We start from the raw sequence: 22,306 nt of genomic DNA on the forward strand, positions 1-22,306 counted from the left end.
GGGCGGTTTATGTCTGGAAAGAAGGTTATAGTCATTGGTTCTGGGGCAGCGGCACTTTTCTTAGCTTCCGCCTTACTGCCCGCAAACAATGTGACGGTCATAACGAAAAAAAGTAAAAAAAACAGCAATTCTGCATTTGCCCAAGGAGGCATCGCCGCTTCTCATTTGGAAGGAGATTCGGTTGCAGCTCATACCGAAGATACTTTGTATGCCGGATGCGGCCATAATGATGGAAAACTGACGGAAGAGATTATAAGCGAGGGAAAAACGATTATTCATGAATTGCTGGAGAATGGTTTTCCGTTTGATCGGGACGGAGATGGAGAATATCGTCTCGGCAAGGAAGGCGCACACTCATTCAACCGCATTTTTCACGCGGGCGGGGATGCCACTGGCAGGCTGTTAATTGATTATTTGCTTGAGAACATACAAAAAGGCAATCAAGTAAAGGAGTATGAAACAGCAGTCGATTTATTGATCGAGGATGGCCGCTGTGCAGGTGTCATAACCAAAGATAGCGGCGGCCGCATTAAGGCTAGGCGGGCGGATCATGTGGTGCTTGCCGCAGGAGGATGCGGCAGCCTGTTCCGATACCATACGAATGATCAAACAATTACTGGTGACGGGCTCTCACTCGCTTACCGGGCGGGGGCTGAATTAACAGATTTAGAATTTACCCAGTTTCATCCAACGCTGCTTGTGAAAAACGGAGTTTCCTACGGTCTCGTTTCAGAGGCAGTCAGAGGTGAAGGGGGATTTTTAACCGATGAAAATGGGAGGCGCATCATGGCAGGAAGACATCCGTTAGAAGATCTTGCGCCAAGAGACGTGGTTTCAAGAGTCATCCATGAAGAGATGATAAAAGGCAGCCGAATTTATATGGACAGAAGTCGCATCCCTCATTTCGAAACACGTTTTCCTACAATCACAGGCATTTGCCGCAAGGCGGGAATTCCTGTTAACGAAGATAGAATCCCCGTGGCTCCGGGCATGCATTTTTTAATGGGAGGCGTCTCAGTCAACAAATGGGGAGAAACATCAGTCCCTGATCTATATGCAATAGGCGAAACAGCGTGCACCGGCTTTCACGGAGCAAACCGATTAGCAAGCAATTCATTGCTTGAAGCGCTTGTGTTTGGAAAAAGAGCTGCTGAACATATCAACAAAAAACCAGCAGGCCGTTGGAATAAAAAAACAGACCGTCCGATAAACGCCGTCTATCACGTGCCGGAAATTCAGCTTCATCAGCTGCAAGAAAGAATGACAATCGACATGTCGATCACAAGAAAAAAGGATAGGCTGAAGAGTTTGTCAGACTGGCTTAACACCTTGCCTTCGCAGGAAATTAATGTGAAGGATATCACAATTGAACAATTAGAGTGTTCTCATTTATGGCAGGTCGCAAAGCTGATGACCTCATCTGCTTTATTAAGAGAAGAAAGCAGGGGCGCGCATTTTCGCTCCGATTTTCCTGAAACCGACAACCATTGGCGGGGAAAACAAATCATTCAATCAAAGCATGGAACTGTTATAAGACAAAATGAAGGGATTTGGAAACCATGGACCGTTTACAGCTGAAGAAAATGCTGGAATATTTCTTTCAAGAAGATATTGGAACAGGGGATCTCACGTCTCAGGCGATCTTTTCAGGACACTCCTGCGAGGCTTTTATCATTGCCAAATCGAACGGAATCTTCGCGGGAGGCTCAATTATTAAAGAAGGATATGCCCTTATAGATAAGGAAGTGCGAACCGTCCTGAAAAAAGAAGATGGAGATACGGTGCGTAAAGGAGACACCATCGCTGCATTAAGCGGCCCGGCGGCAGCCTTGCTTACTGGAGAACGAGTGATTTTAAATCTGATTCAAAGGCTTTCCGGAATTGCGACGATGACAAAGCAGGCCGTTGATAGGCTTGATGATCCGAGCATTAAGCTGTGTGACACAAGAAAAACGACACCGGGGCTAAGAATGTTGGAAAAGTATGCTGTCCGGGTTGGCGGCGGCTATAATCATCGGTTTGGCTTATATGACGGAATGATGATTAAAGATAATCATATTGCCGCCTGCGGTTCCATTCAGAAGGCTTGTGAAAGAGCGCGCCGGGCGGCCGGACACATGGTAAATATTGAAGTGGAAATTGAATCTGAAGAGCAGCTACGAGAGGCAATTTTGGCTGGTGCAGATGTCATCATGTTTGATAACTGCCCGCCAGACACTGTCAGGCATTTTGCGGAAATCACACCTCATCATATCAAAACGGAAGCTTCAGGCGGGATTTCGTTAGAAACACTGCCATCTTATAAAGGCACCGGTGTACAGTTTATTTCATTAGGGTGTCTGACTCATTCTGTACAAAGCCTGGATATCAGTATGGATGTACAAATTAAAAACGGAGGGATTCATCATGTCAATTCTTGATGCCATCAAACAAGTTGAAGGGTTGATGCCGGATTGTTATAAAGAGCTGTCCAGAGAGGAAATGGAGAAGCGTGTGGCACATATCAAGCGAAAATTTGGCAAAAGGCTGTTTATTCCCGGGCACCATTATCAAAAGGACGAGGTCATCCAATTCGCTGATGAAACAGGCGATTCTCTTCAGCTTGCCCAAATTGCTGAAAAGAATAAGGACGCAGATTATATTGTATTTTGCGGCGTTCATTTTATGGCTGAAACCGCAGATATGCTGACTGAAAAACATCAAACGGTCATTCTGCCTGACATGCGGGCAGGATGTTCCATGGCGGACATGGCTAATATGCAGCAGACGAACAGGGCGTGGGAAAAACTTCAGCATACATACGGCGATACGATCATACCTTTAACTTATGTCAATTCCACTGCCGAAATTAAAGCTTTTGTCGGGAAGCATGGGGGAGCGACCGTAACTTCTTCCAATGCGAAAAAAGTGCTGGAATGGGCATTTGCGCAAAAAGAAAGAATTATGTTTTTGCCTGACCAGCATTTAGGGAGAAATACCGCATTTGACCTCGGCATTCCTCTTGAAGACATGGCAGTCTGGGACCCGATTCATGAGGAATTACAAACCGAATACAACCATGAGCAAATGAAAGTGATTCTGTGGAAAGGGCATTGCTCAGTCCATGAAAAATTCACAGTAAAAAACATTGCTGATCTGAGAGAGCGTGATCCTGATATTCAAATTATCGTTCACCCTGAATGTTCACACGAAGTGGTGGCTCTTAGTGATGACAGCGGATCAACCAAATATATTATCGAAGCGATCAATAGGGCAGAGCCGGGAACCAAATGGGCGATCGGCACAGAAATGAACCTAGTGCAGCGCATCATTCAGGAGCACCCTGATAAACAAATTATGTCGCTGAACCCGGACATGTGTCCGTGCCTTACAATGAACAGAATTGATCTGCCGCATTTGCTTTGGTCTATGGAACAAATTGAAAAAGGAGAGCCTGCCGGCATTATTAAAGTTTCAGAAACCATTCAAAAAGATGCGCTTTTAGCTTTAAACCGAATGCTGAAAAACACATAAGGACTAAAAAGCAAAAAGTTCCCCTCCTGAAAACAAGTTTTGATCATAACTCTAAACGTTTGAACATACATTGTGAAGAAACATATTGTAATGACAGATGAACTGTTCACGTTTTGCATAGGAGGGGAAAACGTTGAAAATTCATATCGTTCAAAAAGGCGATTCGCTCTGGAAGATAGCTGAAAAATACGGAGTAGATTTTGAAGAAGTGAAAAAATTGAATACACAGCTCAGCAATCCGGACTTAATCATGCCTGGAATGAAGATAAAAGTGCCTTCAGAAGGTGTCCTGGTAAGGAAGGAGCCGACTGGCCAAGGGCCGGCATCAGAGGCTTCACCGAAACATGAGCATCCTTATTCAAAGGAGAAACCGAAATCAGTTGTGGACATAGAAGACACAAAGCCAAAAGAAAAACAGTCCGTGCCCTATGTACCGCCAATGCCTCAGCAGCATGAAGATGTGTATCCGGAAGCTGATACCAATGATTATTATAATGTCAATCAGCTGTTTCAGCCTTGGTCGCCTCCAAAACCGGAGGAACCTGAAAAGTATCATTTTGAGAACACTGAAAATGAGCATTATCTGCAAGACCAATTTCCACATCAGGAGGCAATGAATAATATGGAAAATGCTAATTATCCGAATATGCCTAACATGCCAAAGGCGCCCGATGTTGGCGGTTTAGAAGAAGAAAATATTCATCACGCAGTTCCGAATATGCCGGGGCCAGAGCCGTATTACCATCATCATCATCCGGTTCATTTCGCGCCTTGTCCTGTCCCTATTTCGCCGGTGCTGCCGGGTTCGGGTTTATGTTACCCGTGTTATCCTGCACCGCATGCATATCCGGTACATCAGCCATACGGATATCAGCCGGGCTTTGTCTCGCCAGCCGGGTACGGCCATGGGGGATATGAAAATAAGCACCATGAAAATGATGACCACCATCATTATTCTCAGCACCATTATCCGTCATATGGCGCTCCGTACGCGCCTCAATATGGAGCACATGCCTACGGAGCTCCTTATGGCCAAATGCCGTATGCACCGCATTATGGCGGACATATGGGAGGATACGGCGGTCCTCAAGCCCAAAGCCCTTATCACTATCAGCCGAATGTGGCTCATGGTTATGAGAATGCACCGCAATTTAAGGACCATGATGATTGCGGATGTGACGATGATCAGCACTATCCATATCCCCAAGGACCGGGTTACCCGGGAGCCGGAGCTTATGGAGCGCCGCAGATGCCTTACGGCGGAGCAAATCCGTATGGCGCAGGGGCGTTTGGACCAAATCAGCCTGCGCCAAACCAGATGTTCGGCCGGCCGGATGAGGAAGAAGATTGATCCTTTTGGGACGATGTAAATCGTTCCTTTTTTTATTGTTTTCCATTTCACTGGTCATAACTGACAAGCTTAACATGACCCTTTCGCGCACATGATAAAAAAGAGCGCAAACGCTCAGGAGAGAAAATCTTATCATGCGGGGGGTTTTTCCTTTGGGTAAAAAGGTAAGCATAGCGGGTCTCATGTTGTTAACAGCAGGTCTGACAGCTTGCGGTACCAACGACGCCTTGAATGATTCTGGAAATAATAATAACGGCGCCCGGCCGATAGGCTACTACTCCAATGAAAATGATGCCGACAGACGGGGAGACGGAATGGATCACGACGGCCCAGTTTCGGAGCTGATGGAAGATGCGGACGGTCGAAACAACACAACGAATGTGGCTGACCGCAACGGTAATCAAGAGAATGGCCGTTTGCCTATAGCAACTGACGGGACATACAGCCATGGAGACATGAACTACCATAATCACATGACTTTTAATGGTTATGAAAAAGAAGAGAACAAAAGGCTGGCTGCAAAGATCGCAAACCGTGTTAAACAAGTGAATGATGTCAGTGACAGCCAAGTAATGGTAACAGATGACAGAGTCATTATTGCAGTCAGAAGCGCCAATGCTTTTTCGAACGATGACAAAAACCAAGTAGAAAAAGCGGCGCAGAACTTTGCTGACGGCCGGTCCGTTCAAGTGCTCACAGATAACGGGACATTTACTAGGCTTCGCAATATGCACAACCGCTAAATAAAAAACTGCCGGAATTATCCGGCAGTCAGCTTGTAGAGAAACCTATGTTTTTCTACAAGCTTTTTTGTTTTAAATGGTTTTAATGTGTTTTTCATCTTTATGAAAGAAACAGAAAAAGGCCTCCCACACCCCTAGTCTAGCTTCGCTAGGTGTGTGGCAATCTTCTTCATATTCTGGCAAGCGGCTGTGAGGAAAACTTGTTCGTTCACATTTCGTTTTCCCCTCAACCGGCAGTAGCGAAGTCCATGCAGCTGTTTTGAATTTGCAAAGCTTCGCTCTATCTTTTCCTTTTTTGCAGAGGATTTTTCCCGAGTCAGGATGTTGTCAACAATGTGTCAGCTCGATCGCTTGGTCCAGAACTTTTGCTCCGTTCATCATTCCATATGCCATTTGGTCAATGATATCGACCGGTATCTGGTATTGTTTCGCTCGTTCTGCAATTTGTGTTTTTAAATAGCGGACTTGAGGTCCGATCAATATGACATTAATATCATTCATATGGCTTTGTAAATCCGCTTCAGCATAAGCGTTGATTTCAGCGACTATTTCACGGTTTTCCGCTTCTTCTCTCATTTTTTTCACCAGCATGCTGGTCGACATGCCGGCAGAACATACAAGTGCTATCTTCATTTTTGTTTTCCACTCCTCAGCTCTTGATATAAATGAATCATTTCTTTCGCTACATCTTTTACAGTCATTGACGTCATCAAATGGTCTTGTGCATGGATTAACAATAGATTGGGTGAAAGGCCTTCGCCTTGTGCTTCTTTTTGCAATAAGCGGGTTTGCGCCTGATGCGCTTGAAGCAGTTCCGCTTCTGCTTCTTGGATCTTTTGATTCCCTGAATCGTACTCGTTATTTTTCACATGCTGTAATGCTTCCATTGCAGATGAACGCGCATTTCCAGCATGCAAGATGATTTCAAAAGAGACCTGTTCTAAATGGAGTGTGTCCGCCATGAAATGACCCCCTTGTTTAGTTATTTTGTTGCCTGATGCAGAGCGGCTCGTTCTGCTGCTTTAATGAATGGCAGGTAGAGCAAGACAGCCAGCACCAAGTTGAAGATTTGCAGAAAGACTCCCCGGATTGATCCTCCGGTTACGAGATAACCGCTGACAATCGGCGGCGTCGTCCACGGGAGAATGGCTACAGTTTTCGGAACGAGTCCACAGGCTAAAGCGATGTACGACGTAACCGTTAAAACTAATGGAATCAATAAAAATGGAATGAACATAATCGGATTTAATACGATAGGAAGTCCGAACAGAATAGGTTCATTAATGTTAAAAAGGCCGGGTGCGAAGGATACCTTTCCGATTGTTTTGTAGTGTTTCGATTTCACGCCGATGAAAATAGCAGCGAGCAAAGCCAATGTCGTCCCCGATCCTCCCATAAACACATAAGAATCAAAGAAGGGCTTGGTCACGATATAAGGCACTTCAAAAGCGCTCATTCCTTGCGAGAATAAATGTTGATTTTCCTGAATGAGCGGAAGATAGATGGATTCCATGATCGGTCCCAGAATATTTGTTCCGTGCAATCCGAAAAACCAAAGCAAATGATTCAAAAAAGTGAAAATCAAAGCGGATCCAATCGTGTTGGAAAGGCCTTGCAGCGGCTCCTGGATCGAGCTGAAGACTAGCTCGTGGATGCTTTGTCCGAAAAAATAAACGATCAGGGTGTTAAGTAATCCTGCTGTCGCCAATATCACAGCAGCCGGCAATAAAGCGTTCAAGGATTTTGTAACGCCATCAGGTACACCATCAGGCATTTTGATTTTAAGTTTCTCATTTTGAGAGAAGAGCCTGAATGCTTCCGTTGATAGCAAAGCCACGATTAATCCAACGAAAAGACCTTGAGCCCCCAGCCAAGTCATTGAAAAACCAAAGTCTTCTGTCGTCGGCGTAAGTACGGCGAATGCCCCGACCCCGATTAATGCGGCAGAAAGACCATCAGTCTTATAAGACTCTGCAAGCTTGAAACTGATAGCTGCAACAGCCAGCAAACTTAAAATAGCAAATGATCCATTCCATATAGCTCCGCCGGCAGCCGTCCATCCTTCTCCAAAAAGACCCGTCATGAAATCTTGAAATGCCGGTATAGGGAAATGATTGATCAGTATGGCAAGAGAGCCGATGATGATTAAAGGCATAATGGCAATGAATCCATCGCGTATGGCAATTAAGTGCCTTTGGGAGCCGATTCTTCCAGCGATCGGCATGATTTTAGATTCGATGAATGCCATGGTTTTATTTTGTTTCATCATGTACAGCCTCCTTAAAGAACTGCGGGAGATAACGTTTATGAGCCTCAAGCATTTCATTCATCACCGATTGGGCTTTATGATCAGAGGGAATCAGTGGATTCATGATCATAGCGGAATACAATATGTTGTCATCACCCGTGATCGCTGCTTCGATGACTAATTGTTCGAATTTTTTTATAGAGATCACCGCCCCGCTGATTGAATCTGGCAGTTTTCCGACTGTCAGCGGTATGGGGCCGCTTTTTGTGATGACACTGTTGACTTCGATCACCGCATCATGTGGAAGATCTGGTATGCTTCCTCTATTCAATGTGTTGACGGTCTGAATATCCATCGAATGATGATAAAGCGAGTTCATTAATGAGCAGGCTGCTTCACTATAATAAGCCCCGCCGCGTTCTTCCAATTCTTTAGGCTTTTCATGGATGTCTGCGTCATTGTATTTTTCAAACAGCTGCTTTTCTACGTCCATGACGGCTTCTGCGCGTGTCCCTTTGTTCTTGTATGCTTCGATATCTTTTGCGAGTACATCTTCATACTGATAATAGTACTGATGATACGGATTGGGAAGCATGCGCAAAGAACGTAAAAATTGGCGATTCCAAGGCAGCATCGCAATATTGGAAGGAGAATAGTCTATGGTGTCATTCAATAGATGACCTATTGCCTCTTCTGTGCGGTCTACCCCATCAATCCATACCTTTTGTCCGAAGACAAAATGGTTAAGCCCTGCGAATTCAATCATGACACGGTTCACATTCACGTCGAAAATTTCTGCAATGCTGTTTTTCATGTTATAAGGAATATTGCAAACCCCGATGACTTTTTGATGGGGTCCATGTTTCAATAAAGCTTCAGTTACGATGCCTGCTGGATTTGTAAAATTGATCAGCCACGCTTCTGGACAAATCTCCTTTATATCGCGAGCGATATCCAGCATGACGGGAATGGTCCGCAAAGCTTTAAAAATACCGCCGGCTCCATTTGTTTCTTGGCCGATAAGACCATGGCTGAGCGGGATTCTTTCATCCAGCGATCTGGCATTCAATCCTCCGACTCTTATTTGAACCGTGACGAAATCCGCATGTTTAAGCGCTCTCGCACGATCTTTTGTATAGCTCAATTCAATCGGAACATCAGCATGTTTGATCATTCGCTTCGCGAGTTCTGAAGTGATGCGTACTTTTTCTTCCCCTTCCTCAATGTCGACGAGGACAACCTCTTTCACTGGAAAATGCTGATACCGTTTGATGATACCTTCAATGATTTCTGGTGTGTAGCTTGATCCCCCGCCTATAATGACTAACTTCAGCGCCATAATCCCCCTCCTCAAGTCTCAATTTTTGAAAGCGCTTCACACATTTGGAATTTAACATGTAGTAACAAATTTGTCCATACATATTTGTTATGATAAATTATTTTTTTTGAGAACTTTTTGTGTTATTCTATAGTTAATAATTTCACTCCAAAGGAGAAAATGAATGGCAAAGCAACCACAACTCCACAGTCGAATTAAACAAGATATTGTAGATAAAATAGAGAGCGGCTATTACCCGTCTGGCAGTCTGCTTCCGACGGAATCCGAATTTTGTAAAATGTACGATGTCAGCCGAACAACGCTGCGGACCGCCTTGAACCATTTGCTTATGGAAGGAGCTATTTACCGCAAACAGGGGAAAGGGACATTTGTCGCAAAAGGAAAAGTAAAGCAGATATTAAGTTCCAGCAATCTTCGCTATGCAGATCAATTAAAAGCGCAAGGTATGAAACCGAAAATCAAAGTTGTCGATTTGCAAAAATTAAAACCAGCCAAAAAGATCCAAAATCGCCTTGGAATTGATGATGAACAAATGGTCTATCAGGTGAAGCGGATTCGGTATGCGGATGAGGAAGAAATCCAGTTCGAAATGGCCTTTATCAGAGCCGATCTCGTGCCGGAGATAACGGAAGAAATGGCCAATACTTCACTGTACCAGTGTATTAACAGTCAAGGAAATACGATTAAAAGAACCGAAGAGCAAATCAAAATCTTTATTTCGGATGAAGAAATTGCACAGCATTTGAATATCACACAAGGCACGCCTTGCTTTCAGATTGCAACACAAACATTTTTGGCATCTGAAGAAGTCGTGGAGTTTTCTCTGGCTTATTTCCGCGGAGATCGCGTTGAATTCTTCATAGAACGCGACTATGAAGAAAGAGGGGATGAAGGATGAAATCTTTGATCATAAACGCCGATGATTTTGGATTTTCACGGGGCGTCAACCTCGGCATCATTGATGCGTTTCAGCGCGGGGTGCTCACATCGACTACGCTCATGACCAATATGCTAGAAATGGAACATGCCGTCTTACTTGCAAGGGGAAATCATGAACTTGGGGTCGGCGTTCACTTAACATTGACAGCAGGACGTCCGCTTCTCAGCGGCCTGCAAACGGTTACGGGTGAGGATGGGAATTTTCGCAAGCTTTCATACTATCAAGGTTTTTTCGACATCGATCTTGATGAAGTGTATCAGGAATGGAGAGCACAGATAGAAAAAGCCCTCTCCTGCGGCTTGCATCCGACGCATATCGACAGCCACCATCATATCCATACATACGGAAATCTTCCCGAGGTGTTTGTGAAGCTGGCGAAAGAGTATGATCTGCCCTGCAGAAAGGTGAACGATCATCATCCTTCCTTGTGGAAGAATGTGAGATCAAATGATGCCTTTGAGTTGAAAGTAGACAGACTGAAAGACTTATCATCCTTCCTTGATCTTCATCAAGACGCGGAAGTCATTGAAGTCATGTGCCACCCGGCTTATGTTGATAAATTACTGCTCGAAAAATCTTCATTTCATTATCCTCGGGTTTATGAGCTTTCATTGCTGACAGACCCTTTGTTGAAAGCGGCTTTCATACAATGTTCGGATATTCGCCTTATTTCTTATGCCGGTCTTTAAATCTACAATTCTTGTAAAAATATGAAAAGCGCTCATAGTTATCATCAGCTCGCCGTTCTCCAAGTCTTGATGCTGGAAATGTCCAAGGCATTTCCAGCACGTAATGCAAAAACAGCATTGACAATTCTGAATATTCTAATTATCATAAATTTGTCATAACAAATTTATGAGTCATCAAACTTTTGCTTGAAGCTATTCTTACCAAATAAGGTCTAGACATTTATACCTGTTATTCAAAACGTCATTCTAATGTTTGCTCTCCACCCACACATACGGTTTGAAGAGGCGTATGAAAACCAAAAATGTAAGCGTTTTCCCCTTGTTGTCTTCAGTGTCATCAGCTGCTATGTCAGGACAAGGTGAATATAAACCTATTGAAAAGGGGGTGAACAAAATAGAGTTTCATTGATGAACAGCCAAAAAAATTGATGAAAAGGAGATGAAAAAAGTGTTTTCAAACAAAAAGTTTCTCGTTTTTTCTTTCATTTTTGCGATGATTTTAAGTCTGTCTTTTTTTAATGGGGAAAGCGCAAAAGCCAGTTCTGACAAAAGTTATAAAATCATCGGCTACTATCCGTCCTGGGGCGCTTATGGAAGGGATTTTCAAGTATGGGATATGGATGCTTCTAAAGTCAGCCATATTAATTATGCATTTGCTGATATTTGCTGGGAGGGGAGGCATGGAAACCCTGATCCGACAGGCCCGAATCCCCAGACATGGTCTTGCCAGGATGAAAACGGAGTGATTGATGTTCCAAATGGATCAATCGTTATGGGGGACCCATGGATCGATGTGCAAAAGTCAAATGCCGGAGATACTTGGGATGAGCCGATTCGGGGCAACTTTAAACAACTATTGAAGCTGAAAAAGAACCATCCTCATTTGAAAACATTCATATCAGTTGGCGGATGGAGTTGGTCAAATCGCTTTTCAGATGTTGCGGCAGATCCTGCGGCAAGAGAGAATTTTGCTTCTTCAGCAGTAGATTTTTTAAGAAAATATGGGTTTGATGGGGTCGACCTTGACTGGGAATACCCGGTTAGTGGAGGGCTGCCGGGAAACAGCACCCGTCCGGAGGATAAGAGAAACTACACGCTACTCTTGCAGGATGTGCGAGAAAAGCTTGACGCCGCAGAAGCGAAGGATGGCAAGAAATACTTGCTGACGATCGCCTCCGGCGCCAGTCCTGAATATGTAAGCAACACTGAATTAGATAAGATTGCTGAAACCGTTGATTGGATTAACATTATGACCTATGACTTTAATGGCGGATGGCAAAGTATAAGCGCTCATAATGCCCCATTATTCTATGATCCAAAAGCGAAAGAAGCCGGCGTTCCAAACGCTGAGACATTTAACATTGAAAGCACCGTGAAGCGCTACAAGGAAGCCGGTGTCAAAGCGGACAAATTAGTGCTTGGCACACCGTTCTATGGCAGAGGCTGGAGCAATTGTGAGCCTGCAGACAACGGAGAATATCAAAAATGCGGACCGGCTAAAGAAGGGACGTGGGAAAAGGGGGTATTTGATTTTTCAGATCTTGAAAAGAACTACATCAATAAAAACGGATATAAAAGATATTGGAATGATCGAGCAAAAGTGCCGTTTTTGTATAATGCGGAGAATGGAAACTTCATTACCTACGATGATGAAGAATCATATGGATACAAAACCGATTTAATTAAATCAAACGGATTAAGCGGGGCTATGTTTTGGGATTTCAGCGGTGATTCAAATCAGACTTTGCTCAACAAATTAGCAGCCGATTTAGGGTTCGCTCCGGGTGGGGGTAATCCAGAGCCGCCTTCATCTGCACCGGGTAATTTGCATGTGACCGAAAAAACCGCAACCAGTATCAGTCTGGCATGGGATGCACCGAGCGACGGAGCAAACATCGCAGAGTATGTGCTGTCATATGAAGGCGGGGCCGTATCGGTCAAGGATACATCGGCGACAATCGGGCAATTAAAGCCGAATACGACATACTCATTTACGATATCGGCAAAGGATGCGGACGGAAAGCTCCATACCGGGCCAACGATAGAAGCAGCAACAAACTCTGATCAAACATGTGGGTATAACGAATGGAAAGATACAGCCGTCTACACAGGCGGAGACCGAGTCGTCTTTAACGGCAAAGTGTATGAAGCGAAATGGTGGACGAAAGGAGAGCAGCCGGATCAGGCTGGTGAGTCGGGTGTATGGAAATTAATTGGTGATTGCAAATAAATCAGTTTGATAGAAAACGATAAAGAGAGAGTGGGCTCCCCATCTCTCTTTATGAGAAAGGAGTATGAATGAAGTGAAAAGAACCGCTTTATTTACTTTGTCATCGATGCTGCTCCTGTCACTTTTGACCCCGTTCCACAACATTTCCGCAGAGTCTCCAAGCAAAAAACAGACTTGCCGTCCAGAAGGGCTGTGGGACTCTGGTGTTGCCAATATTCCATATTGTGATGTATACGATCTGGAGGGACGCGAAAAGCTGGCCAATGATTTAGACCGCAGAATGATCGGCTATTTTACGGGCTGGCGTACGGGAAAAGGCAATCAAGATCGTTATTTAGTAAACGATATCCCATGGAAGTACTTAAGCCACATTAATTATGCATTTGCTCATATCGGGGAGGATCATCGGGTTTCAATCGGGAGCGAGACGGATGCGAACAACCCATCTCTAGGGATGACCTGGCCGGAGTATCCGGATGTAAAGATGGATCAAACATTGCCGTATAAAGGCCATTTTAACCTTCTTCACCAGTTTAAAAAGAAACACCCTGATGTAAAAGTGTTGGCGGCAGTCGGTGGCTGGGCTGAAACCGGCGGTTATGTTGATAAGGATGGGAACCGAATACCAAGCGGAGGCTTTTACTCTATGACAACGAATGGTGATGGTTCTGTGAACCATAAGGCAATCAACACCTTTGCCGAATCTGTCGTAGCGTTTCTCAGAAAATATGAATTGGATGGAATTGATATTGACTACGAATATCCCACAACCATGCAAGATGCCGGCAATCCGCTAGATTGGAGCATATCCAACCCGAGACGCAAGGGATTAAATCAAAGCTTCGATGTATTGATGAAAACATTAAGAGAAAAACTTGATCAAGCATCTGCTGAAGATGAACAATATTACATGCTCACCATTGCGGCGCCATCATCAGCCTATTTGCTGAGGGGCGTGGAAACCTTTAAACCGCTCCGATATGTCGATTATGTCAACATTATGTCCTATGATCTCCATGGAGCCTGGAATGAGTTTGTCGGACCTAACGCATCCTTATATGATAACGGCGAGGATGCGGAGTTAAAGCAGTCCAACATATACAGCACGCCGGAATATGAGGGGATCGGATATTTAAATACAGACTGGGCTTACCATTATTTTAGGGGAGCGATGGAGGCAGGCAGAATCAATATCGGTGTTCCTTATTATACGAGGGGCTGGAAAAACGTGAGCGGAGGAGTAAACGGTTTGTGGGGGAGCGCTAAAGGTTCAAATTGTCCTCAAGGCCTTACCAAATGCGGCGACGGGGCAGTCGGGATCGATAATATTTGGCATGATCAAGATGAACAGGGAAATGAACTGGGGGCAGGAGCAAATCCGATGTGGCATGCCAAAAATCTCGAAAAAGGCATTGCCGGTTCTTATTTAGAAAGGTATGGACTAAGCAAAGCCGATTTAAAAGGCGCTTACACTAGATATTATGACTCAGCGCTTGCGGCACCTTGGCTATGGAATGACGAAAAGAAAGTGTTTCTATCTACTGAAGACGAGGAATCAATAGAAACAAAGGCCGATTATGTCATTGAAAAAGGAATCGGCGGTGTCATGTTTTGGGACTTAAGCGGTGACTATGACTGGTATCCCGACAGAAATGGCAACAATGGAGAGTATGGTATCGGCAGGACATTAACGAGAACCTTATATCATAAATTTGCGGACACGACACCATACGATAATTGGCTCAGTACGTCACCTTTACCTGGCGAATCACTAGATATCAATATAGAGTTTACCGATTATCCGTTAGGAGATCAAAATTACCCCATCCATCCGAAAATGAGACTGACGAATAACAGTGATGTCACAATAACAGGAGGATCTGTGATTGAACTTGATGTGCCTACCTCTACTTCACCCCGATTTGGAAGCTGGAGCGGTGACCAGGTTGAAGTCATTTCTAAAGGGCATACAGGGCCGAACATTGGCGGGCTGACAGGAGATTTCCACCGCATCGGTGTGACCCTATCAAATTGGAAGTCAATTAAACCAGGTGAGACAGAGGAGTTTCAGCTTGTCTATTACTTGCCTATCAGCGGACCATCTCATTTCACCATCACCATAGATGGTAAAAAGTACAGTCTGAAAGGCCAGTGAGGGCGGCTCCTATTCCGGCAAGCACTGCTGTAGCAAAAAACGAAGACAAGCCCGTTCCCGAGGGAAGCGGGCTGTCTTCATGTCCTTATCGCGCGCTGTTTTTCTAGTTTATGGAATTATCAAAGACTCTTTTTATGATACGGGTGCCTCTGTTGTATGAAGAACCTCCGTATACTCCATTCGCATAACCGCAAGAGAGCATGGGCCGCGTGAACCGCTTTGCCAAATACAGGTGAACCGCTTTGCCTTCCGTAAGTGTCCATCGCATATTGCAGTTTGTAAGTTTCTGATACGGCGATCGATCCTGAATGTTGCCACTGTGCGCCCGATGGTGTGTCACCTGGATATCTGCTGCCGGTCACGCTTGTCCCAACGAGGGATGAAGTGGTGTATGATGATCCAAAATAACCGGCAGTGTTGCCAATTGGCTCACTGAGTTCGATGGCTCAATTTTCTCGACAGCCTGACTGCCGGAATTATCCGGCAGTTTTTTTGCCTTTACAAGCTTGCAGCAGATCATTTACAGTGTACATAGAAAATTCAGGTTTCAATGGAGGGAGAAGAAATGGCCGGACATTCTAAATGGAAAAACATCCAAAAACGAAAAAACGCACAGGATTCAAAACGCGGAAAGATTTTTATGAAGCTCGCCAAAGAATTATATGTAGCGGCCAAGCAAGGAGGAACAGATCCGGAGTCCAACGCAAACTTGCGGCTGGTTATTGATAAAGCAAAAGGGGCGAATATGCCAAATGACAATATAGACCGGGCTATAAAAAAAGCAGCTGGAAATCATGACGGAAACAACTATGAGGACATCACCTATGAAGGCTACGGTCCCTCAGGAATTGCCGTCATGGTTACATGTTTAACAGATAATAAAAACCGCACAGCGACAAACGTTAGAACCGCCTTTAACAAAAACGGAGGCAGCCTGGGGGAAAGCGGCTGCGTTTCGTACATGTTTGACCGAAAAGGATTTATCGCGATTGACCGTACAGACCTGAAAACGGCTGAAGACGAGATGATGCTGGAAGCGATAGAAGCAGGAGCGGAAGATCTTCAAACAAGTCACAATTTATTCGAGATCTTTACCGAGCCGGAAAAATTTGAAGAAGTGAGAAAAGCCTTAGAAGGAAAATACCCAATCGTTTCAGCCGAAGTCACCATGATTCCCCAAACATTTGCGGAAGTCGATCAAGCTGCGGCGGAAAAATTGGAAAAGCTGATTGACATGCTTGAGGATGATGACGATGTGCAGGAAGTGTACACGAACTTTTCATCCAGTGCTGAAGAAGATTAAACGCAGAGATCCGTTGGGGCCTTGACAGATGAATCAGTTAGGTGAAAACTTTATAAAAAACGGCCGGCAGAATATGTCCTTCCAAGCCTGCCGTTTTTTTCATTTACATTGTTTACGAAACGCGTTCATCTTCGTTGAACATATTTTTTCTTCCAAAAATCAGCATTTTTAATACCGAGGGCTTTAGGATCAAACACGGGATCCAGCCCTTGTTTTTCTGTCTCTCGTAGTCTTTCAGAGTCAACAGCGCCGGGTTAGAATAGACCTTTACCGCATAGCGGCCGTTTGTACGAGCGGCCATTTCGGAACGCCGTTTAGCGAAAAAAACTTCCAATTGAACATAAGAAGTGGGAGCGAGAAGGAGAGAAGGATTTTGCTCGTGTGTTCATCGTGTTCGCTCCAAGTTTTAACACTATTTTACCTTACTTTCACAAACACTTTACATTTCTTTAAAACGGCCTCTACATTGCCTTGTTATGATGAAAATATCAACCAAAGGGATGGGGGGAGAAAACGTGCCGATCAAAACAGAATGGCGATTCGATAAAAACAACGAACCATCTGACGTGGAATACCTGACTGTCAGGGGATACTGCATCAAACTGACTCCCGAACAAATGAAACTTATTTCCGCTAATCGCAAATAACAAGTAAAAATCAGCCACCGCGCTGATTTTTTGTTTTTAATGCTTTTTTTCTGTTAAAGATGCCGTAAATAAGGGTATTAGTGTAACAGAATAAAAGGAGGAGAATGATGAAAACCTATCGACTCACATTTCATATGAACAATGGAGAAGAGCTGACATTCGAAATTACCCGTCCTGCCACGTATGATTTCTTTAAAAAGATTGATGAAGCAAACAGCTGGTTTAAAATGAACGATGACATCATAAATTTGCGGAATGTGAACAGTATTAAAACAGAAGAGTTTGCGTGAAAAGCAAAAAAGGCAGCCGTATAACCGGCTGCCTTTTTTTATGAGGAATATTTCTTTTTGCGTTCTGAAAAGGATTTTTGAAACCAGTTTTTCTTATATAAAAAGGCGATGGCTTCCAGCCAGAAGGCCGGGATTTTCTTAGGGAAGACCGGTTTTTTATACAGGGTATTGTAGGCGCCTTTTAAATCATCCCACTGGGTGCACGTTTTTGACTGATTAAATCTGGCAACGTCAATAACTCTTACGGCCCCGCTCTTTGTCAAAATCAGATTACGCAAATGAATATCGGACGGATTCAGACCCGCAGCCCTTGCTTCGCTGAGAGCGTCTTCCACTTGCTGTATCATGTCATCATTAATTGAAATCCCTTTTGTCAGGCAATTATAGAAAGTATAGCCTTTGATATATTCCATTAATATAAATGTATCGCCGGTTTCATAAATGTCAGGATAGAAAGGTGATCCGGACAGTTTTTCATATATCTTCGCTTCTTTTAGTGCAGTCGCTTGAAATTCAGGAAAAAACACTTTGAGAGCCTTTTGTTTATCACCATCTGTGAAAGCAAACACATAAGCGCTTCTTCCTTTTCCGATTAAGGTTAATTCATCGGGTTTTTCTTTGAGTTTATCCATTCTGCTGTTTGAGTGGTATATAACTGAATGAGCCAGTGCCGCTGCTTTTGTAAGCATTTCATTCACCTTCTTTGCTCTATTTTATGCAGTTGTCTATAGGAAAATCCTTAACTGTTAAGGAAAAGAGCTATTTATAGTGTATCTGGTCTTGGAGGCGATGGCTACATATATGCATTGATTGTCATCAAAGCGAAATAGTGAAGCGAATATTTGCCAGCATTGATTCTTGAAAAGCGCGTATGTAAAGCACCTATAACCCTGAAATTAAGCGCTTTCTAAATATGAAATATGACAAACAGTTTGCAGGATTAAAAAGAAAAAGTGAGGGGTATATAAGATGCATTCATACATAAAAGCAAAAGCAGGCGGTGGAGAGAATGAACTCAGTACAAACTAAAGGAGCTTTTTTAAACAAAATAGGAATCCCATCTCACTTGGTTTGGGGGTACATGGGTATCGTGATCTTTATGATAGGGGACGGACTTGAGCAAGGCTGGCTGTCTCCTTTTCTAGTAGAACACGGACTCAGCATGCAGCAATCTGCATCGTTATACACCTTTTATGGTATCGCCGTGACGATTTCTGCCTGGTTTTCCGGCATCTTTGTACAGGCATGGGGGCCAAAAAAGGCGATGACCGCAGGCCTTATTGCATTTATTCTTGGTTCGGCCGTATTTATCGGATGGGCCATTCCTCACATGTATTATCCTGCTCTATTGGGAAGCTACGCGCTCAGAGGATTAGGCTACCCGCTGTTTGCTTATTCTTTTCTCGTATGGGTATCGTACAGCACCTCCCAACAGATTCTTGGTAAAGCAGTCGGCTGGTTTTGGTTTGTGTTTACATGCGGCCTCAACGTGCTCGGCCCTTTTTATTCAAGCTTCGCAGTCCCGCTCATCGGAGAAATCAATACGCTTTGGAGCGCACTTGTTTTCGTTGCTGCAGGCGGCATTCTCGCATTGTTTTTTAATAAAGATAAGTTTACGGCAACGCCAAAACAAAGCGATCATAAATGGAAAGAGCTTTCAAAAGCGTTCACGATTATGTATGAAAATCCGAAAGTCGGCATCGGAGGAATCGTGAAAACAATTAATGCCCTTGGCCAATTTGGATTTGCCATCTTTCTGCCGACTTATTTGGCAGGCTATGGCTATTCTGTTTCAGAGTGGCTGCAAATTTGGGGGACGCTGTTTTTTGTCAATATCGTGTTTAATTTAATTTTCGGCATTGTCGGTGATAAATTGGGCTGGCGCAATACCGTCATGTGGTTCGGCGGGGTAGGAAGCGGAATCTTCACGCTGGCTATCTACTATACGCCGCAAATCATCGGACACAACTACTGGGTATTAATGATCATTGCCTGCTGCTATGGAGCGTGTCTTGCCGGTTATATTCCGTTAAGTGCTCTTATGCCGACTCTTGCCCCTGATAATAAAGGGGCGGCGATGTCTGTGTTAAATCTGGGTTCAGGTTTATGTGCTTTTATCGCACCCGGCATCGTCAGTCTTTTTATCGGCCCGTTAGGCGCGGGCGGCGTGATTTGGATTTTTGCAGTCTTATATTTTTTCAGCACATTTCTTACACAATTTCTGAAGCTGCCTGAGTCCGGTGCTGTCCATACGGAGAAAAGGGAGGTCAGCAGGGTGGCGAAAACAAATTTCAAGAAAATGGTTAAGCCGTAATACCTTTGGTCAAACTAGGCGTAAAGCTGATTTGATCTAGTGTATATAAAGAGGTGTTAATGGTGAAACAAATTTTCAGCGTGCGTCTTATGATGGCGGTTTTCTGTGCAGCCGCGGCTTTGCTGTTGTGTACATCTTCCGTATTTGCTGCTGAAGTTGAGCACTATGAACCGCTGCAGCTTCATGTGCAGCTTGAAAAAGTGTATATGGACGGAGATGTAAGCATTGAGCATAAGCACGAGACGGTTCTTGCCATGGAAGATTTCTGGGCGGCATATGCCGGGTGGACACTCGTTGAACAGAAAAAAGGATTTGTCCTTTTTCGGAAACAAGTGGATGATATTTCTCCCCTGAGCAAGGTAAACGGTTATATCGGGATAACGGACGACGGGGTAATTTCCACCTTTCACGGACGCCCTGATTCCGTAGCTGAACCGATTCAATCTTTTTTTCAAATTGACTTAGAGAGATTGGAGAGCCGGATCCAAAAAAACTTGCAAAACGGCATTCCGTTTCGCACAAAAGCCGAATTTGAGCACGTCATCGAGAATATAAAGACATACAGCGGATGACCCGTGCTGCTTGACGTTTTAAGACATGCCCCCATGTCTTTTTTTTCGTGAAAAGATCGATGCGAAAGCGAACATACGTTAACATTTCTATAAGACTTTGCCTGTTTTTATGGTACAATGAAGAACAGTCAAAGAGGTGAATATGGGTGATTGAATTTGTTAAAGGGACGATTGATTATGTATCTCCCCAATATATTGTGATAGAAAACGGCGGAATCGGCTATCAAATTTTTACGCCGAATCCTTTCATATACAAGGAGAGAAATCAAGAAACAATCTTTACGTACCATCATATCAGAGAGGACGCTTTTTCTTTGTACGGCTTTTCCACGCGGGAAGAAAAAGCGCTTTTTACGAAGCTTTTAAATGTGACGGGCATCGGGCCTAAAGGCGCCCTTGCCATTCTTGCGTCCGGTGACCCGGGGGCTGTCATTGAAGCCATTGAACAGGAAGATGAAGCTTTTTTGGTGAAATTCCCAGGCGTCGGCAAGAAGACGGCGCGCCAGATTATTCTCGATCTAAAAGGGAAGCTCGCCGATGTTGTGCCTGAAATGATTGAAAATCTGTTTAACCATGAGGACAGAATCGAAAAGCATAAGGCTGAGACGGCTCTTGATGAGGCGCTTGAAGCATTGCGTGTCCTCGGCTATGCGGAGAAAGAAATTAAAAAGGTGCTTCCTCATCTAAAAGAGGACACGACGCTTACCACTGATCAATATGTGAAAAAAGCATTACAAAAACTATTAAAGTAAGGTGATGTTCATGGATGAACGGCTTGTCTCAAGTGAAGCAGACAACCATGAATCAGCGATAGAGCAAAGCCTGCGGCCGCAAAGTCTGGTTCAATATATCGGCCAAAAAAAGGTGAAAGAAAATCTGCGCGTATTCATTGACGCGGCAAAAATGAGAGAAGAGACGCTTGATCATGTCCTTCTTTACGGGCCTCCGGGACTTGGGAAAACGACGCTTGCTTCCATCGTTGCCAATGAAATGGGTGTGGAAATGCGGACTACCTCAGGGCCGGCGATTGAAAGGCCGGGAGATCTGGCAGCCATTTTAACGGCTCTGGAACCCGGAGATGTGTTATTTATTGATGAGATTCACAGGCTCCACAGGTCGATTGAAGAAGTGCTGTATCCCGCTATGGAGGATTTTTGTCTTGATATTGTGATCGGAAAAGGCCCTTCCGCCCGTTCCGTCCGCCTTGATCTACCGCCCTTTACGCTCGTCGGCGCAACGACAAGGGTAGGTCTGTTGACGGCGCCTTTAAGGGACCGGTTCGGCGTCTTGTCCCGTCTTGAATATTATACACAGGAAGAGCTATCCGATATTGTCGTGAGAACGGCTGATTTGTTCGAAGTGGAAATCGACAAACCGTCAGCGCTCGAAATTGCGAGACGTTCAAGGGGAACGCCGCGGGTTGCCAACCGGCTTCTCAGGAGAGTTCGCGATTTTGCCCAAGTGTTAGGCGACAGCCGCATTACGGACGATATTGCCCAGGATGCGCTGGAGCGGCTTCAGGTTGACCGGCTTGGACTGGATCATATTGATCACAAGCTGCTGATGGGTATGATCGAAAAATACAGCGGCGGTCCGGTCGGCCTTGATACCATTTCCGCGACAATTGGCGAAGAACCTCATACAATTGAAGATGTGTATGAGCCGTATCTTCTGCAGATCGGGTTTCTTCAGAGAACGCCGCGCGGACGTATCGTGACGCCGGCTGTATATCATCATTTTAATATGGAGGCTCCCCGGCATGATTGAATTTCCTAAGATATTAATGATTCTTGGCGCTGTTTTGCTCATTGCCGGTGCGGTGCTCCACTTTGTCGGAAAGGTGCCGGGGGATATTTTTGTTAAAAAAGGGAATGTTACTTTTTTCTTTCCGGTCGTGACTTGTATTATCATTAGTGTGGTATTATCAATTTTAATCAACCTTTTCGGCAGAATGAAATAATTAAAGACTACT

22 protein-coding genes and 3 pseudogenes are annotated in these 22,306 nt (G+C 44.4%); 17 read left to right on the plus strand and 8 right to left on the minus strand.

The genetic code is table 11. The features are described 5' to 3' along the window. Nucleotides 1-9 precede the first annotated feature (9 nt). The 5 genes from nadB to AXI57_RS08860 all read left to right on the plus strand — a co-directional run bounded on the left by nadB (nucleotide 10) and on the right by AXI57_RS08860 (nucleotide 5,607). Nucleotides 10-1,578 carry an L-aspartate oxidase gene (gene nadB, locus AXI57_RS08840; RefSeq protein WP_061669855.1) on the plus strand — a complete coding sequence of 523 codons (1,569 nt, stop codon included), beginning with the start codon at nucleotides 10-12 and terminating at the stop codon, nucleotides 1,576-1,578. Further along, nucleotides 1,560-2,420: a carboxylating nicotinate-nucleotide diphosphorylase gene (nadC, locus tag AXI57_RS08845; protein WP_061669856.1), complete on the plus strand. Its 861-nt coding sequence runs from the start codon at nucleotides 1,560-1,562 to the stop codon at nucleotides 2,418-2,420. Before nadB ends, nadC begins: the two co-directional genes overlap by 19 nt. Next, on the plus strand, nucleotides 2,407-3,513 hold the full coding sequence (nadA, locus tag AXI57_RS08850) for a quinolinate synthase NadA (protein WP_061669857.1): 1,107 nt from the start codon (nucleotides 2,407-2,409) through the stop codon (nucleotides 3,511-3,513). The genes nadC and nadA overlap by 14 nt, the downstream gene beginning before the upstream one ends. Before the next feature lie 133 nt (nucleotides 3,514-3,646). After that, on the plus strand, nucleotides 3,647-4,864 hold the full coding sequence (safA, locus tag AXI57_RS08855) for a spore coat assembly protein SafA (protein WP_003325262.1): 1,218 nt from the start codon (nucleotides 3,647-3,649) through the stop codon (nucleotides 4,862-4,864). Nucleotides 4,865-5,016: 152 nt separating this feature from the next. Beyond that, a complete protein-coding gene (locus tag AXI57_RS08860; RefSeq protein ID WP_061670236.1) occupies nucleotides 5,017-5,607 on the plus strand; it encodes a YhcN/YlaJ family sporulation lipoprotein in 591 nt (196 codons plus the stop codon). 134 nt (nucleotides 5,608-5,741) lie between these two features. On the opposite strand, the pseudogene AXI57_RS20780 reads toward AXI57_RS08860, so the two are convergent. From AXI57_RS20780 to AXI57_RS08880, 5 genes and pseudogenes are all read right to left on the minus strand, one after another. Beyond that, nucleotides 5,742-5,903: pseudogene (locus tag AXI57_RS20780) on the minus strand (transposase); the annotation flags it as partial. A gap of 31 nt (nucleotides 5,904-5,934) precedes the next feature. Next, nucleotides 5,935-6,240 (minus strand): PTS sugar transporter subunit IIB, encoded by a 306-nt coding sequence (locus tag AXI57_RS08865; protein WP_061669858.1) that lies wholly within the window; start codon nucleotides 6,238-6,240, stop codon nucleotides 5,935-5,937. Further along, on the minus strand, nucleotides 6,237-6,569 hold the full coding sequence (locus AXI57_RS08870) for a PTS sugar transporter subunit IIA (RefSeq protein ID WP_003325265.1): 333 nt from the start codon (nucleotides 6,567-6,569) through the stop codon (nucleotides 6,237-6,239). The genes AXI57_RS08865 and AXI57_RS08870 overlap by 4 nt, the downstream gene beginning before the upstream one ends. A gap of 20 nt (nucleotides 6,570-6,589) precedes the next feature. Beyond that, a complete protein-coding gene (gene celB, locus AXI57_RS08875; protein WP_035175516.1) occupies nucleotides 6,590-7,873 on the minus strand; it encodes a PTS cellobiose transporter subunit IIC in 1,284 nt (427 codons plus the stop codon). Then, nucleotides 7,860-9,194 carry a 6-phospho-beta-glucosidase gene (locus tag AXI57_RS08880; RefSeq protein WP_003325267.1) on the minus strand — a complete coding sequence of 445 codons (1,335 nt, stop codon included), beginning with the start codon at nucleotides 9,192-9,194 and terminating at the stop codon, nucleotides 7,860-7,862. Before AXI57_RS08880 ends, celB begins: the two co-directional genes overlap by 14 nt. Before the next feature lie 163 nt (nucleotides 9,195-9,357). On the opposite strand from AXI57_RS08880, the gene AXI57_RS08885 reads away from it, so the two are divergent. The 4 genes from AXI57_RS08885 (at nucleotide 9,358) to AXI57_RS08900 (ending at nucleotide 15,208) form a co-directional block, all read left to right on the plus strand. Beyond that, nucleotides 9,358-10,092 carry a GntR family transcriptional regulator gene (locus AXI57_RS08885; protein ID WP_061669859.1) on the plus strand — a complete coding sequence of 245 codons (735 nt, stop codon included), beginning with the start codon at nucleotides 9,358-9,360 and terminating at the stop codon, nucleotides 10,090-10,092. After that, entirely contained in the window at nucleotides 10,089-10,823 is a 735-nt protein-coding gene (gene chbG / locus AXI57_RS08890; protein WP_061669860.1) for a chitin disaccharide deacetylase, read from the plus strand. Before AXI57_RS08885 ends, chbG begins: the two co-directional genes overlap by 4 nt. A 439-nt stretch (nucleotides 10,824-11,262) precedes the next feature. Beyond that, nucleotides 11,263-13,053, plus strand: coding sequence for a glycosyl hydrolase family 18 protein (locus AXI57_RS08895; protein WP_034717875.1), 1,791 nt, complete (start codon nucleotides 11,263-11,265; stop codon nucleotides 13,051-13,053). A 64-nt stretch (nucleotides 13,054-13,117) separates the two neighbouring features. Further along, nucleotides 13,118-15,208, plus strand: coding sequence for a glycosyl hydrolase family 18 protein (locus tag AXI57_RS08900; RefSeq protein ID WP_238380175.1), 2,091 nt, complete (start codon nucleotides 13,118-13,120; stop codon nucleotides 15,206-15,208). Between the two features lie 103 nt (nucleotides 15,209-15,311). On the opposite strand, the pseudogene AXI57_RS22000 reads toward AXI57_RS08900, so the two are convergent. Then, nucleotides 15,312-15,654: pseudogene (locus tag AXI57_RS22000) on the minus strand (trypsin-like serine peptidase); the annotation flags it as partial. A gap of 119 nt (nucleotides 15,655-15,773) precedes the next feature. On the opposite strand from AXI57_RS22000, the gene AXI57_RS08905 reads away from it, so the two are divergent. Next, nucleotides 15,774-16,511 carry a YebC/PmpR family DNA-binding transcriptional regulator gene (locus AXI57_RS08905; RefSeq protein WP_061669861.1) on the plus strand — a complete coding sequence of 246 codons (738 nt, stop codon included), beginning with the start codon at nucleotides 15,774-15,776 and terminating at the stop codon, nucleotides 16,509-16,511. Nucleotides 16,512-16,623: 112 nt separating this feature from the next. Here AXI57_RS08905 and AXI57_RS22005 read toward each other — a convergent pair. Then, nucleotides 16,624-16,767 (minus strand): annotated as a pseudogene (locus AXI57_RS22005) (hypothetical protein); the annotation flags it as partial. A gap of 259 nt (nucleotides 16,768-17,026) precedes the next feature. Between AXI57_RS22005 and AXI57_RS22010 the strand changes: the two are divergent. Continuing rightward, entirely contained in the window at nucleotides 17,027-17,158 is a 132-nt protein-coding gene (locus AXI57_RS22010; protein WP_010789349.1) for a hypothetical protein, read from the plus strand. Between the two features lie 107 nt (nucleotides 17,159-17,265). Beyond that, on the plus strand, nucleotides 17,266-17,448 hold the full coding sequence (locus AXI57_RS08915; protein WP_003325275.1) for a hypothetical protein: 183 nt from the start codon (nucleotides 17,266-17,268) through the stop codon (nucleotides 17,446-17,448). Nucleotides 17,449-17,486: 38 nt separating this feature from the next. Here the strand turns inward: AXI57_RS08915 and AXI57_RS08920 are convergent, their stop codons facing one another. Beyond that, on the minus strand, nucleotides 17,487-18,137 hold the full coding sequence (locus tag AXI57_RS08920) for a hypothetical protein (protein WP_061669863.1): 651 nt from the start codon (nucleotides 18,135-18,137) through the stop codon (nucleotides 17,487-17,489). A gap of 320 nt (nucleotides 18,138-18,457) precedes the next feature. Between AXI57_RS08920 and AXI57_RS08925 the strand changes: the two genes are divergently transcribed. The 5 genes from AXI57_RS08925 (at nucleotide 18,458) to AXI57_RS08945 (ending at nucleotide 22,294) form a co-directional block, all read left to right on the plus strand. After that, entirely contained in the window at nucleotides 18,458-19,762 is a 1,305-nt protein-coding gene (locus AXI57_RS08925; protein ID WP_061669864.1) for an RbtT/DalT/CsbX family MFS transporter, read from the plus strand. Between the two features lie 89 nt (nucleotides 19,763-19,851). After that, nucleotides 19,852-20,334: a BofC C-terminal domain-containing protein gene (locus tag AXI57_RS08930; protein ID WP_370499846.1), complete on the plus strand. Its 483-nt coding sequence runs from the start codon at nucleotides 19,852-19,854 to the stop codon at nucleotides 20,332-20,334. A gap of 146 nt (nucleotides 20,335-20,480) precedes the next feature. Continuing rightward, entirely contained in the window at nucleotides 20,481-21,086 is a 606-nt protein-coding gene (ruvA, locus tag AXI57_RS08935) for a Holliday junction branch migration protein RuvA (RefSeq protein WP_003325279.1), read from the plus strand. Between the two features lie 10 nt (nucleotides 21,087-21,096). Next, the gene (gene ruvB, locus AXI57_RS08940) at nucleotides 21,097-22,101 is read left to right on the plus strand and encodes a Holliday junction branch migration DNA helicase RuvB (protein WP_061669865.1); all 1,005 of its coding nucleotides are present in this window, start codon (nucleotides 21,097-21,099) and stop codon (nucleotides 22,099-22,101) included. Further along, complete coding sequence (locus AXI57_RS08945; RefSeq protein ID WP_010789343.1) at nucleotides 22,094-22,294, plus strand: DUF2905 domain-containing protein; 201 nt, start codon at nucleotides 22,094-22,096, stop codon at nucleotides 22,292-22,294. Before ruvB ends, AXI57_RS08945 begins: the two co-directional genes overlap by 8 nt. Nucleotides 22,295-22,306: the final 12 nt, after the last annotated feature.

Source organism: Bacillus atrophaeus, from assembly GCF_001584335.1.
GTDB classification, from domain to species: domain Bacteria; phylum Bacillota; class Bacilli; order Bacillales; family Bacillaceae; genus Bacillus; species Bacillus atrophaeus.